The organism is Streptomyces sp. NPDC005151, from assembly GCF_053599875.1.
On sequence record NZ_JBSFYR010000045.1, the window covers coordinates 1 to 17388 of the forward strand.

The window sequence follows — 17388 nt, forward strand, 5'->3', positions numbered from 1 at the left end:
CGTGTCCAATTCCCGGTCGAAGCGGGCCCCCTGCGAAGCAGAAGATTTGTTACTGCGCTTTCCAGTTCTTCGCTTTCGCGTTTCCCTTTCCGGCGGTTCCAACCTTACCAGACTCTTTTTCGTTTCCGTTTCCGGTCCGAATTTGATTCCGGTGGCCTTTGGAGTGGCCTTTGCCTTTCGGCGGATCCGACTTTATCAGAAGTTCTGAGTCGGAATTTCCGACCCGCTCGGGGCCGCCTCTGCGCACGAGTGCGCGGGCTGCTTCCCGGTCAGGCGGAGCCGTAAACGTACTGGAGCGGGGCGCCCGATGCAAATCGGGGGCCCCACTCCGGAGTTCGCGCCTGTCGGAGGGTCAGACCTCGACGACGACGGGGAGGATCATCGGGCGCCGACGGTAGGTGTCGGAGACCCACTTGCCCACCGTGCGGCGGACGAGCTGCTGCAGCTGGTGCGGCTCCATCACGCCGTCCTGGGCGGACTTGTTGATCGCTTCCTCGATCTTCGGTACGACGGCGCTGAATGCCGCGTCGTCGATACCGGAGCCCCTGGCATGGATGTCGGGGCCGCCCGTGATCTTGCCGGATGAGCTGTCGACCACGATGAAGACCGAAATGATGCCTTCCTCGCCGAGGATGCGGCGGTCCTTGAGGGAGATCTCGGTGACGTCTCCGACCGAGAGGCCGTCGACGTAGACGTAACCCGCCTGGACCTTGCCGACGATCTTGGCCTTGCCGTCGATGAGGTCGACCACGACGCCGTCCTCGGCGATGACGATGTGATCCTTGGGAACACCGGTAAGGGCGCCCAGTTCGGCGTTGGCCCGCAGGTGGCGCCATTCGCCGTGCACCGGCATCAGGTTCTTCGGCTTGCAGATGTTGTAGAAGTACAGCAGTTCGCCGGCCGAAGCGTGGCCCGAGACGTGGACCTTGGCGTTGCCCTTGTGGACAACGTGGGCACCCCAGCGGGTCAGGCCGTTGATCACGCGGTAGACCGCGTTCTCATTGCCCGGGATCAGGGACGACGCCAGGATCACCGTGTCGCCCTGGACGATCCGGATCTGGTGGTCGCGGTTGGCCATCCGGGACAGCGCGGCCATCGGCTCGCCCTGCGAGCCCGTGCAGACCAGCACGACCTCGTCGTCCGGCAGGTCGTCGAGGGTCTTGACGTCGACGACCAGGCCCGCGGGGACCTTCAGATAGCCGAGGTCGCGGGCGATGCCCATGTTGCGGACCATCGAGCGGCCGACGAAGGCGACCCGGCGGCCGTACTCGTGTGCCGCGTCCAGGATCTGCTGAATGCGGTGCACGTGGCTGGCGAAGCTCGCCACGATGATCCGCTTCTGGGCGTTCGCGAAGACCGTGCGCAGGACGTTGGAGATGTCCCGCTCGGGCGGTACGAAGCCGGGCACCTCTGCATTCGTCGAGTCGGAGAGGAGGAGGTCGATGCCTTCCTCGCTCAGCCGGGCGAAGGCGTGCAGGTCGGTGAGACGGCCGTCCAGCGGGAGCTGGTCCATCTTGAAGTCACCGGTCGCGACGGCCATGCCCGCGGGGGTGCGGATGGCGACCGCGAGGGCATCCGGGATGGAGTGGTTGACCGCGATGAACTCGCAGTCGAAGACGCCGATGCGCTCGCGCTGGCCTTCCGCCACCTCAAGGGTGTACGGACGGATCCGGTGCTCCTGAAGCTTCGCCTCGATCAGTGCGAGGGTCAGCTTGGAGCCGATGAGCGGGATGTCCGGCTTCAGGCGCAGCAGATACGGGACGCCACCGATGTGGTCCTCGTGGCCGTGCGTGAGGACGATGCCATCGACGTCGTCGAGGCGGTCCCGGATCGTGGAGAAGTCGGGCAGGATCAGGTCGATTCCGGGCTGCTCCTCCTCGGGGAAGAGCACTCCGCAGTCGACGATGAGCAGGCGGCCGCCGTACTCGAAAACCGTCATGTTGCGGCCGATTTCGCCGAGGCCGCCGAGCGGGGTGACACGGAGGCCGCCCTTCGGGAGCTTCGGCGGGGTGCCGAGTTCGGGATGCGGATGACTCAAAAGACTCTCCTTACCACGCACGCCACGTACCGCTGAGGCACGTGGCGTGCATGTCATTCGTGCACTTGCTGTTCTCTGACGTCGCTCTTGTGATTGTTCTTCGCTTATTCAGTTGTGAAGTCTGTGGTTACAGCTGTACCCCACCGGCGGCGAGGTCGATCTTGAGCTGGGCCGCTTCCTGTGCGGTGAGTTCCACCAGAGGGAGGCGCAGCGGGCCTGCGGGCAGGCCCTGGAGCGCCAGCGCGGCCTTGGTGGTGATCACACCCTGGGTGCGGAACATGCCGGTGAAGACCGGCAGGAGCTTCTGGTGGATCTCGGTGGCCTTCTGGACGTCGCCGCCGAGGTACGCCTCGATGAGGGCGCGCAGGTCGGGGGTGACGACATGGCCGACGACGGAGACGAAGCCGACTGCGCCGACCGAGAGCAGCGGGAGGTTCAACATGTCGTCGCCCGAGTACCAGGCGAGGCCGGACCGGGCGATGGCCCAGCTTGCGCGGCCGAGGTCGCCCTTGGCGTCCTTGTTGGCGACGATACGCGGGTGCTCGGCGAGCCGGACCAGCGTCTCTGTGTCGATCGGCACACCGCTGCGGCCGGGAATGTCGTAGAGCATCACCGGGAGACCGGTGGCGTCCGCGATCGCCGTGAAGTGGCGGAGGATGCCTTCCTGCGGCGGCTTGTTGTAGTACGGCGTGACCGCGAGAAGGCCGTGGGCGCCGGAGCGCTCGGCCGTGCGGGCGAGCTCGATGCTGTGGCGGGTGTCGTTGGTGCCGATGCCGGCGACGACATGGGCCCGGTCCCCTACAGCTTCCAGGACCGCCCGTACGAGCTGGTCCTTCTCCGCGTCACTGGTGGTCGGGGACTCGCCGGTGGTGCCGTTGATGATCAGGCCGTCATTGCCTGCGTCCACCAGGTGGGCGGCGAGCCGCTGGGCACCGTCGAGGTCGAGTGCGCCGTCCGCCGTGAAGGGCGTGACCATGGCGGTGAGGACCCGCCCGAAGGGAGTCTGCGGAGTGGAGATCGGAGCCATGGGTAACACGCTACTCGCTGCTCAGCGCCCGGTGGTCCCTCGGGGGGACGAGGGAGAGGAGCCCGGCACTGCCTGCTCGGGGGTTCAAGCAGTGCCGGGTCCGTTTGATCAGCCTAGATGAACTTCACGAAACGCCGCAATACGGACACCGCCTACGGGGCTACGCGTCCATTCTTGTTGAAGGCTGCATGGGTGAGCGGCATGAGCCGCGCCCAGTGCTCCTCCATCTGTTCGCCGACCATTTCGATCTCACGCTGCGGGAAGGACGGGACCTTCGCCAGCTCGTGCTGGGTGCGCAGACCGAGGAAGTGCATCAGCGAGCGCGCGTTGCACGTGGCGTACATCGACGAGAACAGGCCGACCGGGAGCACGGCCCGGGCGACCTCGCGGGCGACGCCGGCGGCGAGCATCTCCTGGTATGCCTCGTACGCCTGGCAGTACGAGTCCTCCATCACGCGGCCGGTGAGCTCCTGCTGGGCCGCGGTGCCCTCGACGAACTCGTACTTGCCGGGGCGGCCCTGCTGGACGAGCTTGCGGGCCTCACCGGGAACGTAGAAGACCGGCTCCAGCTCCCTGTAGCGGCCCGATTCCTCGTTGTACGACCAGCCGACGCGGTGGCGCATGAACTCGCGGAACACGAAGATCGGTGCGCTGATGAAGAACGTCATCGAGTTGTGCTCGAACGGGGATCCGTGACGGTCCCGCATCAGGAAGTTGATGAGTCCTTTCGAGCGCTCCGGGTCCTTGGTGACCTCTTCGAGGGACTGCTCTCCGGCCGTGGAGACACGGGCGGCGAACAGGACGTCGGAGTCGGCCGCGGAGTGCTTCACCAGCTCGACGGTCACATCGCTGCGGAAGCTGGGCTTTGCGGGCTCGGGGGTCTCGGTCACCGGCGGGGTCCTTCCAATTGCATCGCTCGGGCGGCGCCCACTCTACGGGCCGCCACTGACAACGTGCGTCAGAAGGTCCGTCCGAGGATTTCTTCGGCGAATTCGGCGATTCGGGGCACCGAACGGGCCCGCCGTGCGTCTGACTCGATAGCACCGCCCCTATCAGAGTTCAAGGAGAGATTCCTCATGTTCCGCCGGCGTGAAGCCGTCCCGTTCGCTTTCGTGGCCGAGGCCGACCGATTCCGCAGCAATGTCGCCCCGCCGCCCCGGGAGCGCGCCACCGTCTCGCAGCTGGCGGCCCGCTCCCTCGTGGGGCTGACCGTGATCGCCGGTCTCGCCGGATCGCTGCTCCTCGGCCTTCCCGCCCTCGCCCCGGAGCAGGCTCCGTCGCACAGCCAGCAGACCGAGGCCGCCCACCGCTGACTCGTACGGACCCCTGGGGTGGTAGGGACGGGGGCCTGCTCGGTAGCCTCACCGGGCACAGCAATCGAGCATGCTTGTGAGTGAGGATCAGTCGTGCCCCTGCCCTTCCTGACGGCCGACCGCGTGTTTGACGCGAGCGCTGAGGACATTGCGCTGCCGTTCGACGACCACGACAGCTGGCGGCGCCCCTACCGCCCCGGGCCGTGGCGGGTCGCGGCGGCGGCCACCCTGTTGTTGCTCGCCTCGTTCGTGCTCATCGCGGGCATGATCATCGCGTTTGCCGGGGCGTTGCCCGGGGCTGCCCTATGTGTCGGGCTCGCCCTTGTGGTGATCTTCTGCGCCCTGCGACTGCTGCGGGTGGGTGCCTGGGTGAGCCGGCACGGGGTGCGGCGGGTGGGCTTCTTGGTGACGACGACCGTGCCGTGGGACCGGGCAGCCACGGTCCGTACGGTGCAGCAGCCGGTGAGGTGGCTCGGATTCCCACGCACCGTGCAGGGTCAGGCTCTGATCGTCGTACGGAAGGGTGGCGAGGCCGTGCCACCGCTGCTCACCGACTGCAATGCGGACTTCCTCGGGCGTGGCGAGGCGTTCGACCGGGCCGCCGACACGATCGAGGCGTGGGGGGACGAGTACCGGCGCGGTTAAGGGTTGTCCCGTAATCCCTGGCGTATCGGCGCACGGCGTCAGATGCGGTGCTTCGCAAGGCGGAGGAGCGTCCTCATACTCGAGGCGGTCTCAACCGGTCGATGCATCACCCGTTGTGGATGATGCCGGCCGGAGGTGGGCGTAGGACTCTTGCGCGAGCAGGAAGGCGAGCTGTGGGAGTGGTGGGGACGTGGTGATCCTGGTCGGGTGATCGCCCGCGCGCTGGGCTGTCATCCCTCGCGGGTGCGCGCAGTGCCGGCCGCCTCTGGCGGGGTCTGCCCGGGGCCTCTGGTATCTGATCGCCCTCAGGCCCGGAGAGCGGCGTCGAGATCGGTCGGTCTCAGTTGGCACGGCTCAGTCTTGCCGCAGGTCGCCGGGTGTCGTGAGGCACTCGCTGCGTGCCGGGCCGGCGACACCCTCGTGGTGACCAGACTCGACCGGCTCGCCCGAGCCATCCGGGACGCCCGCGACATCGTCGACGAGCTCACCGACAGCGGCGTGAAGCTCCAGATCGGCTCCGGCGTGCACGACCCCGATGACCCCGTTGGCCGGCTGCTGTTTCAACGTCCTCGCGATGGTGCGTACCCGCGTGTGAGCCGTCGTGCGCGAGACGCCCGTCTCGGCTGCGGCATGGACTTGGCGTACGGCGGCCGGTTCTGTCCTCGGCCGCCGTACGCGCTCGAACGATGTCCTCAGTCGCCGGACGGGACCGAGGTGGCGGACGAGCCCGGTGCGCCCGTCGGCGTCGGGCTCATGTGCAGGGCGATGGCGCGCTGCATGGCCTTGCGGGCGCGAGGGGTGTCCCGGGCGTCCTGGTAGGCGACGGCGAGGCGGAACCAGCAGCGCCAGTCGTCCGGCGAGTCCTCGGTCTCCTCGCGGCGCCGTGCGAACACCGCGTCGGCCGAGTCGCGGTCGATACGGCCTCCCGGGGTACGGACCAGTTCATCGACCGGCAGGCCGCCCTCGGCGTCCAGCTCCGCAGCGAGGGCGTTGGCCCTGCGGACGAACTGGGTGTTCTTCCAGAGGAACCAGATACCGATCACCGGCAGGATCAGCACCGCGACCCCGAAGGTGACCGTGATCAGCGTGCCGTGCTCGATGAGGAGCAGGCCACGGCTGCCGACCAGGACGAAGTAGAAGACCAGGACGGCAGCGGTGACGAGATAAGTGATCTTTGCGCGCATGGCGGTGGGCTCAGTCAGTTCAGGTCGAGGAAGTGTTCCAGGCCGAAGGTGAGGCCCGGGGTGGTCGCCACGCGGCGTGCGCCGAGCAGGATGCCCGGCATGAAGCTGCTGTGGTGCAGGGAGTCGTGGCGGATGGTGAGGGTCTCTCCCTCGCCGCCGAGCAGCACTTCCTGGTGGGCCAGGAGGCCGCGGAGCCGGATCGCGTGGACCGGGACCCCGTCCACGTCCGCGCCGCGGGCGCCGTCGAGCGCCGTGGCCGTGGCGTCCGGCTGCGGGGCGCAGCCGGCCTTCCGCCGGGCCTCGGCGATCAGCTGGGCGGTACGGGTGGCGGTGCCGGAAGGGGCGTCGACCTTGTTGGGGTGGTGCAGTTCGATGACCTCGACGGACTCGAAGTAGCGGGCTGCCTGCTCGGCGAACTTCATGGTGAGGACTGCGCCGATGGAGAAGTTCGGCGCGATGAGCACACCGGTCTCCGGGGAGCCGGAGAGCCAGGTGTTCAGCTGCGCGAGCCGTTCGTCGGTCCAGCCGGTTGTGCCGACGACCGCGTGGATGCCGTGCCGGATGCAGAACTCGAGGTTCCCCATCACCGACCCGGGCGTGGTGAGTTCGACCACGACCTGGGCGTCGTTCTCGGCGAGGGTCTCCAGCTTGTCGCCTCGGCCGAGAGCGGCCACCAGTTCCATGTCGTCGGCGGCCTCGACGGCTCGTACGGCTTCCGATCCGATGCGGCCGTTGGCGCCGAGAACGGCCACGCGCAGCTTGCTCATTGCTCTGCTTCCTTACGGGTGGAGTTAGGAGACCGCTTCGTCGAGGCGGCCGGCCTGCTTGTCCTTGAGCGGACCGATGACGGAGAGCGACGGTCGCTGCCCGAGGACTTCGCCGGCCACCGCCCGGACGTCATCGGGGGTGACCTGCGCCATCCGGGACAGCAGGTCGTCGACCGACATCTGGTCGCCCCAGCACAGCTCGCTCTTGCCGATACGGTTCATCAGCGCGCCGGTGTCCTCCAGGCCGAGGACGGTGGAGCCGGAGAGCTGGCCGATGGCGCGGCCGATCTCCTCGTCGCTCAGTCCGTCGGACGCTACCCGGTCGAGCTCGTCACGGCAGATCTTCAGGACATCGTGGACCTGGCTGGGCCGGCAGCCCGCGTACACGCCGAAGAGTCCGCAGTCGGCGAAGCCCGAGGTGTACGAATACACGCTGTAGGCGAGGCCGCGCTTCTCCCGTACCTCCTGGAAGAGGCGGGAACTCATGCCGCCGCCGAGGGCGGTGTTGAGTACCCCGAGTGCCCAGCGGCGCTCGTCGGTGCGGGCCAGACCGGGCATGCCGAGGACGACGTGGGCCTGCTCGGTCTTGCGGTTCAGTACCTCGACCCGGCCTGCGGTGCGCAGGGTGCGGGATCCCTGGCGCGGTGCGACCGGGACGGCGTCGGTGCGGGTCAGCGCGCCGGCGCGCTCGAAGGCCCGGCGGACCTGGCGGACGACCGTGGCGTGGTCGACATTGCCCGCTGCGGCGACGACCAGGTGGGTCGGGTCGTAGTGCTTCTTGTAGAAGCGGGCGATCTGGCCGCGGCTGAGCGCGTTGATCGTGTCGACGGTGCCGAGGACCGGGCGGCCGAGGGGGGTGTCGCCGAGCATCGTGTGCGCGAACAGGTCGTGCACGCAGTCGCCCGGGTCGTCCTCGGTCATCGCGATCTCTTCGAGGATGACGCCGCGCTCGGCGTCGACATCCTCGGGGGCGATCAGCGAGCCGGTCAGCATGTCGCAGACGACATCGATGGCCAGCGGCAGGTCGGTGTCGAGGACCCGCGCGTAATAGCAGGTGTACTCCTTCGCCGTGAAGGCGTTCATCTCGCCGCCGACCGCGTCGATCGCGGACGATATGTCGAGGGCACTGCGCCGGTCCGTGCCCTTGAAGAGAAGGTGCTCGAGGTAGTGCGTCGCGCCGTTCAGCGTGGGTGTCTCGTCGCGTGATCCGACGTTGGCCCAGATCCCGAAGGTGGCGGAGCGTACGGAGGGCAGGGTCTCGGTGACGATCCGCAGACCGCCGGGGAGGACCGTGCGGCGGACGGTGCCGACGCCGTTGCTGCCCTTGAGAAGCGTTTGGGTACGGGCGACGGCCCGCGCCTCAAAGGAGGCGCGGGCCGTCGTCACGGAACTACGGGACGTCACTTGGCGGCGTCGTCCTTCTTCTCGTCCTCTTCGCCCTCGATCACGGGGATGAGGGAGAGCTTGCCGCGGGAGTCGATCTCGGCGATCTCGACCTGGACCTTGGATCCGACCGCGACCACGTCCTCGACGTTCTCCACACGCTTGCCACCGGCGAGCTTGCGGATCTGCGAGATGTGCAGCAGGCCGTCCTTGCCCGGCATGAGGGAGACGAACGCACCGAAGGTGGTGGTCTTGACGACCGTACCCAGGTAGCGCTCGCCGACCTCCGGCATGGTCGGGTTGGCGATCGCGTTGATCGTGGCGCGGGCGGCCTCGGCCTGCGAGCCCTGCTGGGCACCGATGTAGATGGTGCCGTCGTCCTCGATCGTGATGTCGGCGCCGGTGTCCTCCTGGATCTGGTTGATCATCTTGCCCTTGGGGCCGATGACCTCACCGATCTTGTCCACCGGGATCTTGACCGTGATGATCCGCGGGGCGTTCGGGGACATCTCGTCCGGGACGTCGATGGCCTCGTTCATCACATCGAGGATGTGGAGGCGGGCGTCGCGGGCCTGCTTCAGCGCGGCGGCCAGGACCGACGCGGGGATGCCGTCGAGCTTGGTGTCGAGCTGCAGCGCGGTGACGAACTGCTTCGTACCGGCGACCTTGAAGTCCATGTCACCGAACGCGTCCTCGGCACCGAGGATGTCGGTCAGGGCGACGTAGTGGGTCTTGCCGTCGATCTCCTGGGAGATCAGACCCATGGCGATACCGGCGACGGCGGCCTTGAGCGGCACACCGGCGTTCATCAGCGACATGGTGGAGGCGCAGACCGAGCCCATGGACGTCGAGCCGTTGGAGCCCAGCGCCTCGGAGACCTGGCGGATCGCGTAGGGGAACTCCTCGCGCGAGGGCAGCACCGGCACGATGGCGCGCTCGGCGAGTGCACCGTGGCCGATCTCGCGACGCTTGGGCGAGCCCACGCGGCCGGTCTCACCGACGGAGTACGGCGGGAAGTTGTAGTTGTGCATGTAGCGCTTGCGGGTCACCGGGGAGAGGGTGTCCAGCTGCTGCTCCATGCGGAGCATGTTGAGGGTGGTGACGCCCAGGATCTGGGTCTCGCCACGCTCGAACAGCGCCGAGCCGTGCACGCGCGGGATGGCCTCGACCTCGGCGGCGAGCGTACGGATGTCCGTGACGCCACGGCCGTCGATGCGGACCTTGTCCTTGATGACGCGCTCGCGGACCAGCTTCTTGGTCAGCGCGCGGTAGGCACCGGAGATCTCCTTCTCGCGGCCCTCGAACTGCGGGAGCAGCTTCTCGCCGGCGATCTCCTTGATGCGGTCCAGCTCCGCCTCGCGCTCCTGCTTGCCGGCGATGGTGAGCGCCTTGGCGAGCTCAGTGCTGACGGCGGCGGTGAGCGCCTCCAGGACGTCGTCCTGGTAGTCGAGGAAGACCGGGAAGTCGCCGGTGGGCTTGGCAGCCTTGGCGGCGAGGTCCGACTGGGCCTTGCAGAGGGCCTTGATGAACGGCTTCGCGGCCTCGAGACCGGCGGCGACGATCTCTTCGGTCGGGGCCTCTGCGCCGTCCTTGACGAGCTGGATGGTCTTCTCGGTGGCTTCGGCCTCGACCATCATGATCGCGACATCGCCGTCCTCGAGGACGCGACCGGCGACGACCATGTCGAAGACGGCGTCCTCGAGCTCGGTGTGCGTCGGGAACGCGACCCACTGGCCCTTGATCAGGGCGACACGGGTGCCACCGATCGGGCCGGAGAAGGGCAGGCCCGCCAGCTGCGTGGAGCAGGAGGCGGCGTTGATCGCGACCACGTCGTACAGGTGGTCGGGGTTGAGCGCCATGATCGTCTCGACGATCTGGATCTCGTTGCGCAGGCCCTTCTTGAAGGAGGGGCGCAGCGGCCGGTCGATCAGGCGGCAGGTGAGGATGGCGTCCTCGGAGGGGCGGCCCTCGCGGCGGAAGAAGGAGCCGGGGATCTTGCCGGCGGCGTACTGCCGCTCCTCGACGTCGACCGTGAGGGGGAAGAAGTCCAGCTGGTCCTTGGGCTTCTTGGACGCGGTGGTGGCCGACAGCACCATGGTGTCGTCGTCCAGGTACGCAACGGCGGAGCCGGCGGCCTGCTTGGCCAGGCGGCCCGTCTCGAAGCGGATGGTGCGGGTGCCGAAGGTTCCGTTGTCGATAACGGCCTCGGCGTAGTGGGTCTCGTTCTCCACTAGCGTTTTCTCCGATACATATCGTCTTCTCGCCCCCACGCCCGTGTGGCGGGGGACGGTGCGGAGAAGCCCTCCATCGGCGGGCCGGTCTTCGATCGAAGCACCCGGGTTGCTGTGTCCGGGGGCCACTACCGAGGACCGGCGGCGGGGAGGCTGCTTCTCGCTCGTCTGTAGGACGTTCTGGGACCAGGTTACTGAGAATCGGCTCAGCTTGGCATTCCGGTCGTCCGGGCGAGCCGGACACGTCCCGTGCATACAGCAAAGGGAGCGGCTCCCTCAGTCGTGGGAACCGCTCCCTTCACGGCGTCTTACTTGGCGCCGCCGGCCGCACCGCGGCGGATGCCGAGGCGGTCGACCAGGGCACGGAAGCGCTGGATGTCCTTCTTGGCCAGGTACTGCAGGAGGCGGCGACGCTGACCGACCAGGATCAGCAGACCACGACGGGAGTGGTGGTCGTGCTTGTGGATCTTGAGGTGCTCCGTCAGGTCCGAGATCCGGCGGGAGAGCATGGCCACCTGGACCTCGGGGGAACCGGTGTCACCCTCCTTGGTGGCGAACTCGGACATGATCTGCTTCTTCGTAGCGGCGTCGAGCGACACGCGGTACTCCTCTTTGATGTTCGATGCGCCCGCGAGTGCCCCTGGTCTTGATCTCAGGGGGTCTTCCGTTACTCGGGGGCGAAGGTCCGATGAGCGCAGCCCTCAGGATGATCCGGGGGCGCGTACACAAACGGCCGTCACACAGCGTACCAGGCCGGCGCAGCCGGTTCGGCCGGGGCGCGGTGGCCCGGGAGCGGCCGGGGGGGTCGCTTTGTTCTCGATCGCCCCACGGGCTTGTTTTTGCCCGGCTGAGAGCCTGTCGGGCGACCTTCGATCGGAAAGCGGACGCGGTCTGGTGCGTGCGATTCCAAAGCGCCGGAAGGCCCTCGGACGGGGTCTCCCCTGCTCGAACGAAGCTGAGAGCTTGGGGAAGGAGCTACTAGGGCATTTCGGCAACGCGGGAAGCGTGCGTGCCAGGGCGCGGCCGCCCGCTCAGAGGTCGCCCGACAGGCTCTGAGCTGGGTTTTTGACCGGGCGGGCCCGCAGGGTCAGCTGGTGAGGGCGCGGATCGAGTGGTAAAGATCGAAAACGGCGAGGCACAGGGGCATCAGCGTCAGGAGCACGCACGCTTCGGCGATCTCCAGGAAGCGCCCCCAGAACGGGGTGACTCCCTTGCGCGGCACGATCAGCCCTATGGCAGTGATCAGGGCGGCGCCGCCCGCGACGGCTGCGGTGAGCCAGATCGTACGGATGTCGAGTGCGGTGCTGTCCCCCGCGACGGCCTCGCGCAGCATTTCGGTCGGCGGATTGAGGGACAGGCCGAGGCCCAGGAGCACGAGTGCGCCGAGACCCGCCGCCAGGGCGCAGCCGACCTGGGCCGTGTAGCGGAACAGGTGGGAGCGCATCAGCATGGCAACTCCGGTGGCAAGCGCCAACAACTGGCCCCAGATGTTGTCCGAGAACCCCAGGACGGCTGCGGCGCCCACGGCCACCAGCGCGCATCCGCCGACCAGGCCGACGAGCAGTTCGTGGCCGCGCCGCGCCTGGGCGGCAATGCGGTCGGCGTCGACCGGCCCCTGCGGCGCCGGTTCGGACGTCCCGTAGTCACCGACGGTGGTACGGGGCGGCTCGAAGCCGATGGGGAGGCGGGCGAAGCGGGTGGAGAGACCGGGCAGGAAGGCGAGGACACCCACGGAGAGCGGGGCGCACACCGCCGCAGTCTCGGCAGGCTCCATGCCGGTCATGATCGCGATGAAGGTCACCAGCAGGCCGATGGCGGCGGCGAACACGAACGCGACGAAGAGACCGTCCCCGCCGGGGGCGGCGATCATGAGGATTACCGCCGCCACCAGCACGGCGGCGCAGGCGAGCAGGAACTGGAGCCTGCCGATGCCCTGGCCCTCGCCGAGCGGCAGCAGCCCGGCACCGGAGACCGCGGCGTTCGTAAGCGCGCCGATCCCCAGAGCTGTGGACGATCCCCGGTCGTCGTACACACGCGCGCGTACGCAGGCGAGCGCGAGAGCGAGTACGGCGATGACGGCGGCAAGGACGCCCGGCAGGCCGTGCATGTCGTGCCGGGGGCCGGAGGTCCACAGCACGAAACCGAGCAGGACCAGCAGGAGCGACCCGCCGAAGAGCCCGGCTCCGCGCATGAGGCTGTCGCCCCAGAGAATGCGGTCCCGGGCGACGGCGGTGGCGACGGCGTCGGAGACGTCGTCGAAGACCGCGGGGGGCAGCGACTCGGAGAAGGGACGCAGGGACAGCAGTTCACCGTCGAGGATGCGTTGACCGGCCAGGGTGCGCCCGCTGTCGAGGACGGTGCCGTCGCGGCGTACCAGGTGATAGCCGACCGGAGCGCCCTGGGCGGGGCTCTGCCCCGACAGCCGGAGGATCTCCGGGTACAGGTCGGCGACCGGGATGTCCTCGGGCAGCGCCACGTCGACGCGGCTGTCGGGCGCGACGACCGTGACCCGGCAGAAACCGGTTCCGTTGCCGGCCGGAACTCCGGGACCCGGCCGACCTTGTCCGGTGGCCGCCGCTTGGGCCGTCATAGTCACCTGCTGCTCCCCCTCATCGTTCCCCTGAAACGAACCCCGGGAACGCGGGCCTCGCTCGCGCCCCGAATGACCGTTTCCTTGCGGTAGTTAGCGAATGCTTACACGCGTCGCGACACCCTATCGCTCTCGGGTCATCTCGTACGCCAGTAGGATCCTCCCGCGGATGGAGCCCGTCGCCACGGGGGCGCCGATACGAACAGTTCTGTCCGGCAAGGGAATTGGTGAGCTGTGAGCCAGATTGTCGTCAAGCGCCCACCGCGGGCCCTGCCCTCCGAAGTGCCGGACGAGCAGGTGCAGTTGCAACCTCCGCCCGAGCTGCCTCGTGGTCAGCAGGAGGGGGTGATGATGCAGCTGCTGCCGATGCTCGGCATGGGTGGTTCCGTCGTCTTCTTCTTCATGACCCCGAACCCGATCATGCGAATCATGGGCATGATCATGATCGCGTCAACGATCGCCATGGCCATTGCGATGATCGTCCGCCTCCGGCAGGGCACCCAGGGGCAGCTCGCGGACATGCGGCGTGACTATCTGAAGTACCTGACGCAGACAAGACGCGCCGTGCTGAAGACAGCCCGCAAGCAGCGCGACGCGCAGTTCTATCTTCACCCGTCCCCGGAGCAGTTGTGGGCACTTGTCGCCGAGGGCAGCCGGGTGTGGGAGCGCCGCGTCGGTGACGCCGACTTCGCGCAGGTACGCATCGGCCTGGGCAGTCAGGAACTCGCCACGCCGCTCATCGCGCCCCAGACCGCGCCGGTCGATGAGCTGGAGCCGCTGACCGCGGGGGCGATGCAACAGTTCTTGACGACCCACAGCACGCTGGACGGCCTGCCCATGGCGGTCTCGCTGCGCGCCTTCTACCACCTGACAATCAGCGGCGAAGCGGAGTCCGTCCGTTCCACGGCCCGTGCGATGGTCGGTGCGCTCGCCTCGCTGCACTCCCCCGAGGATCTGATCATCGCCGTCGCGACGGGGCAGGACGCTGTCCCGCGCTGGGAATGGGCGAAGTGGCTTCCGCACGTCCAGGCCCCGGACTTCGTCGACGGCGCCGGCAGCCGCCGCCTGATCACCACCAGCATCGCGGAGCTGGAGGAGATGCTCGCGGGCCGGCTCGACGGCCGGCCGCGCTTCCAGCCCGACGGCCAGCCGCTCATGGACCAGCCTCATGTCGTCGTCGTGCTCGACGGCCAGTCCGTATCGCCGGTGTCGACGCTCGCTGCGGCCGAGGGCCTCCAGGGCGTGACGGTCGTCGAGGTCGTACCGGGTGAGGTCAACGGGGCACGCGGCGGCCTGTCCGTCGTGGTGCACCCCCATTCGCTGCGACTGGAGTCCGAGCACGGGCTGGTCTACGACGGCGTTCCCGACCTGCTCAGTTACGAGGCCGCCGAAGCACTGGCCCGGCAACTGGCGCCGCTCCATGCGACCTCGGGCGGGGACGACGACGAACCGCTGCTCGCCAATCTCGAATTCACCGATCTGCTGAACCTCGGTGACGCGGCCTCGATCGACGTCAGCAGGACCTGGCGGGCCCGCTCCCAGGCGGAGCGGCTGCGCGTCCCGATCGGCGTCGGCGAGGACGGCAGCCCCGTGATGCTCGACCTCAAGGAAGCGGCGCAGGAGGGCATGGGACCGCACGGCCTGTGCGTCGGCGCCACCGGTTCCGGCAAGTCCGAACTGCTGCGTACGCTCGTGCTCGGCCTTGCCGTCACCCACACCTCGGAGACACTCAACTTCGTCCTCGCGGACTTCAAGGGCGGTGCCACCTTCGCCGGTATGGCACAGATGCCCCACGTCGCAGCGGTGATCACCAACCTCGCGGACGATCTGACGCTGGTGGACCGCATGGGTGACTCCATCAGCGGTGAGCTCAACCGCCGCCAGGAGATGCTGCGCGACGCGGGCAACTACGCCAACATCCACGACTACGAGAAGGCACGCGCCGCGGGAGCCCCGCTGCAGCCCATCCCCTCCCTCGTCCTGGTCATCGACGAGTTCAGCGAACTGCTGACCGCCAAGCCCGACTTCATCGAGATGTTCGTGCAGATCGGACGCATCGGCCGTTCGCTGGGCGTCCATCTGCTGCTGGCCTCGCAGCGCCTCGAAGAGGGGCGGCTGCGCGGTCTGGAGACCTATCTGTCCTACCGGATCGGCCTGCGCACGTTCTCGGCGGGCGAGTCCCGGGCGGCGCTGGGTGTGCCCGATGCCTACCTCCTGCCCAACGTCCCCGGTTCCGGCTACCTGAAGTACGGCACGGACGAGATGGTGCGCTTCAAGGCCGCGTACGTCTCCGGGGTGTACCGCTCGGGCGCCCAGTCGGCCGTCTCCTCCGGCCCCCTGCCGGTGGACCGCAGGCCGGTGGTGTTCACGGCGGCTCCGGTGCCGGTGCAGTACGTACAGCCGAGCCCTCGGACCGGGGCCTCCGTACCCGACGCGCGTACACCGGAGGACGACGCCCTGGCGGACACGGTGCTCGATGTGATCGTGCGCCGGCTGGAGGGCCGGGGGGCCTCCGCGCACCAGGTGTGGCTCCCTCCGCTGGACAACCCACCGTCGCTGGACGAGCTCCTGCCGGGGCTCTCCGCGGTCGAGGGCCGTGGGCTGACCCAGCCCGGATTCGAGGGTTCGGGCCGTCTCGTTGTCCCCCTGGGCGTGGTCGACAAGCCGTACGAGCAGCGGCGCGACACGCTCTACCGGGACTTCTCCGGGGCGGCAGGCCACATGCAGATCACCGGTGGTCCGCAGTCCGGCAAGTCCACGCTGCTGCGCACACTCATCGCGGGCTTCGCACTCACCCACACGCCGCAGGAGGTCCAGTTCTACGGACTCGACTTCGGTGGCGGGGGCATGGCCTCGGTCTCCGGTCTTCCGCACGTCGGCGGGATCGCCTCCCGGCTCGACCCGGAGCGGGTGCGGCGTACGGTCTCCGAGGTGTACGGGATCATGGCGCGGCGTGAGGAGTACTTCCGCAGCGCGGGCATCGACTCCATCGCCACCTTCCGCAGGCTGCGGGCGCGCGGCGACATCTCGGTGACGGACCAGCCGTGGGGCGATGTCTTCCTGATCATCGACGGGTGGGGCAACTTCCGTACGGACTACGAGGGCCTGGAAGCGGCAGCCGTGGACATCGCGGCGCGCGGCCTCGGATACGGCATCCACTTGATCGTCACGGCGTCGCGTTCCATGGAGGTCCGGGCCAACCTCAAGGACCACCTGATGAACCGGCTCGAACTGCGGCTCGGCGACGTCATGGACTCCGAACTGGACCGCAAGGCCGCGGTCAACGTGCCGGCCGGCGTGCCCGGTCGTGGTCTCACGCCGGAGAAGCTGCACTTCATGGCCGCGGTACCGCGGATCGACGGCATCAACTCCGACAGCGACCTCTCCGAGGCAACGGCGGCCATGAACCAGGAAGTCGCCCGGCACTGGACCGCGGCGCCCGCCCCAGCGGTCCGGCTGCTGCCCCGCGAACTCCCGGTGCACAAGCTGCCCGCGGGCTACGCGCATCCGGAGCGGGGCATCGCGTTCGGTATCGACGAGAACAACCTGGAGCCGGTCTTCCTCGACTTCGAGCGTGACCCGTTCTTCCTGGTGTTCGGCGAGAGCGAGTCCGGCAAGTCCAATCTGCTGCGGCTGCTCATCAAGCAGTTGGCCGAGCGGTACGACGGGAACACCTGCAAGTTCTTCGTCATCGACAACCGGCGAGCGCTCCTGGACGTCACCCCTGCGACGCACCTGGCGGAGTACGTGCCCATGTCCAACAACATGGAGCACCACATGGACGCGCTGTACGACCTGATGAAGCGTCGTACGCCGTCGCCCGACGTCACGGCGCAGGAACTGCGCGAACGCAGCTGGTGGAGCGGCCCGACGGTGTACGTGGTCGTCGACGACTACGACCTGGTCTCCACGTCCAGCGGGAACCCGCTGGCCAAGCTCACGGAGATGCTGCCGTTCTCACGTGACGTCGGCGTCCGGTTCATCATCGCCCGTAGCACGGCGGGGGTCGGACGGGCCCTGTACGAGCCGTTCATGCAGCGCATCATGGAGCTGGGCGCGCAGGGCCTGATGCTCTCGGGCGACCCCATCGAGGGGGACGTCCTCGGCAACGTACGACCGCGCCCGATGCCCCCGGGGCGCGGGGTCTTCGTCACGCGGCGGCGGGGGAATCCGCTGGTGCAGTCCGGGCTCATGGACGGGGAGCGGTAGC

13 protein-coding genes and 1 pseudogene are annotated in these 17388 nt (G+C 68.4%); 5 read left to right on the forward strand and 9 right to left on the reverse strand.

Annotated features, from left to right (window positions below; translation table 11 throughout):
* Nucleotides 1-208: hypothetical protein (locus ACWD6R_RS23125; protein ID WP_451820432.1), on the forward strand; the 208-nt coding region annotated here is incomplete at its 5' end.
* A gap of 144 nt (nucleotides 209-352) precedes the next feature.
* Here ACWD6R_RS23125 and ACWD6R_RS23130 read toward each other — a convergent pair.
* From ACWD6R_RS23130 to thyX, 3 genes are all read right to left on the reverse strand, one after another.
* Nucleotides 353-2038: a ribonuclease J gene (locus ACWD6R_RS23130; protein ID WP_451820433.1), complete on the reverse strand. Its 1686-nt coding sequence runs from the start codon at nucleotides 2036-2038 to the stop codon at nucleotides 353-355.
* 127 nt (nucleotides 2039-2165) lie between these two features.
* A complete protein-coding gene (dapA, locus tag ACWD6R_RS23135; protein ID WP_451820434.1) occupies nucleotides 2166-3065 on the reverse strand; it encodes a 4-hydroxy-tetrahydrodipicolinate synthase in 900 nt (299 codons plus the stop codon).
* 152 nt (nucleotides 3066-3217) lie between these two features.
* The gene (thyX, locus tag ACWD6R_RS23140; protein WP_393308818.1) at nucleotides 3218-3955 is read right to left on the reverse strand and encodes an FAD-dependent thymidylate synthase; all 738 of its coding nucleotides are present in this window, start codon (nucleotides 3953-3955) and stop codon (nucleotides 3218-3220) included.
* A gap of 186 nt (nucleotides 3956-4141) precedes the next feature.
* On the opposite strand from thyX, the gene ACWD6R_RS23145 reads away from it, so the two are divergent.
* From ACWD6R_RS23145 to ACWD6R_RS23155, 3 genes and pseudogenes are all read left to right on the forward strand, one after another.
* Nucleotides 4142-4378 carry a hypothetical protein gene (locus ACWD6R_RS23145; protein WP_366137095.1) on the forward strand — a complete coding sequence of 79 codons (237 nt, stop codon included), beginning with the start codon at nucleotides 4142-4144 and terminating at the stop codon, nucleotides 4376-4378.
* Nucleotides 4379-4471: 93 nt separating this feature from the next.
* Nucleotides 4472-5023 carry a hypothetical protein gene (locus tag ACWD6R_RS23150; protein ID WP_451820435.1) on the forward strand — a complete coding sequence of 184 codons (552 nt, stop codon included), beginning with the start codon at nucleotides 4472-4474 and terminating at the stop codon, nucleotides 5021-5023.
* Nucleotides 5024-5446: 423 nt separating this feature from the next.
* Nucleotides 5447-5527, forward strand: a pseudogene (locus ACWD6R_RS23155) (hypothetical protein); the annotation flags it as partial.
* A gap of 188 nt (nucleotides 5528-5715) precedes the next feature.
* Here ACWD6R_RS23155 and ACWD6R_RS23160 read toward each other — a convergent pair.
* The 6 genes from ACWD6R_RS23160 to eccD form a co-directional block, all read right to left on the reverse strand.
* The gene (locus ACWD6R_RS23160) at nucleotides 5716-6207 is read right to left on the reverse strand and encodes a hypothetical protein (RefSeq protein ID WP_451820436.1); all 492 of its coding nucleotides are present in this window, start codon (nucleotides 6205-6207) and stop codon (nucleotides 5716-5718) included.
* Between the two features lie 14 nt (nucleotides 6208-6221).
* Nucleotides 6222-6974 carry a 4-hydroxy-tetrahydrodipicolinate reductase gene (gene dapB, locus ACWD6R_RS23165; protein WP_451820437.1) on the reverse strand — a complete coding sequence of 251 codons (753 nt, stop codon included), beginning with the start codon at nucleotides 6972-6974 and terminating at the stop codon, nucleotides 6222-6224.
* Between the two features lie 24 nt (nucleotides 6975-6998).
* Nucleotides 6999-8378, reverse strand: coding sequence for a M16 family metallopeptidase (locus tag ACWD6R_RS23170; protein ID WP_451820438.1), 1380 nt, complete (start codon nucleotides 8376-8378; stop codon nucleotides 6999-7001).
* Nucleotides 8375-10588 (reverse strand): polyribonucleotide nucleotidyltransferase, encoded by a 2214-nt coding sequence (locus ACWD6R_RS23175; RefSeq protein WP_451820439.1) that lies wholly within the window; start codon nucleotides 10586-10588, stop codon nucleotides 8375-8377. Before ACWD6R_RS23175 ends, ACWD6R_RS23170 begins: the two co-directional genes overlap by 4 nt.
* A 308-nt stretch (nucleotides 10589-10896) precedes the next feature.
* Complete coding sequence (gene rpsO, locus ACWD6R_RS23180; RefSeq protein WP_406422327.1) at nucleotides 10897-11187, reverse strand: 30S ribosomal protein S15; 291 nt, start codon at nucleotides 11185-11187, stop codon at nucleotides 10897-10899.
* A gap of 488 nt (nucleotides 11188-11675) precedes the next feature.
* Entirely contained in the window at nucleotides 11676-13178 is a 1503-nt protein-coding gene (eccD, locus tag ACWD6R_RS23185; RefSeq protein WP_451820472.1) for a type VII secretion integral membrane protein EccD, read from the reverse strand.
* A gap of 234 nt (nucleotides 13179-13412) precedes the next feature.
* Here eccD and eccCa point away from each other — a divergent pair, with 234 nt between their 5' ends.
* Complete coding sequence (eccCa, locus tag ACWD6R_RS23190) at nucleotides 13413-17387, forward strand: type VII secretion protein EccCa (protein ID WP_451820440.1); 3975 nt, start codon at nucleotides 13413-13415, stop codon at nucleotides 17385-17387.
* The last annotated feature ends 1 nt before the right edge of the window (nucleotide 17388 follow it).

Excerpts from the sequence above, each read along its gene's own strand:
- dapA (WP_451820434.1), bottom strand. The coding sequence starts at position 3,065 with ATGGCTCCGATCTCCACTCCGCAGACTCCCTTCGGGCGGGTCCTCACC.
- ACWD6R_RS23145 (WP_366137095.1), top strand. The coding sequence starts at position 4,142 with ATGTTCCGCCGGCGTGAAGCCGTCCCGTTCGCTTTCGTGGCCGAGGCC.
- ACWD6R_RS23160 (WP_451820436.1), bottom strand. The coding sequence starts at position 6,207 with ATGCGCGCAAAGATCACTTATCTCGTCACCGCTGCCGTCCTGGTCTTC.
- dapB (WP_451820437.1), bottom strand. The coding sequence starts at position 6,974 with ATGAGCAAGCTGCGCGTGGCCGTTCTCGGCGCCAACGGCCGCATCGGA.
- eccD (WP_451820472.1), bottom strand. The coding sequence starts at position 13,178 with ATGACGGCCCAAGCGGCGGCCACCGGACAAGGTCGGCCGGGTCCCGGA.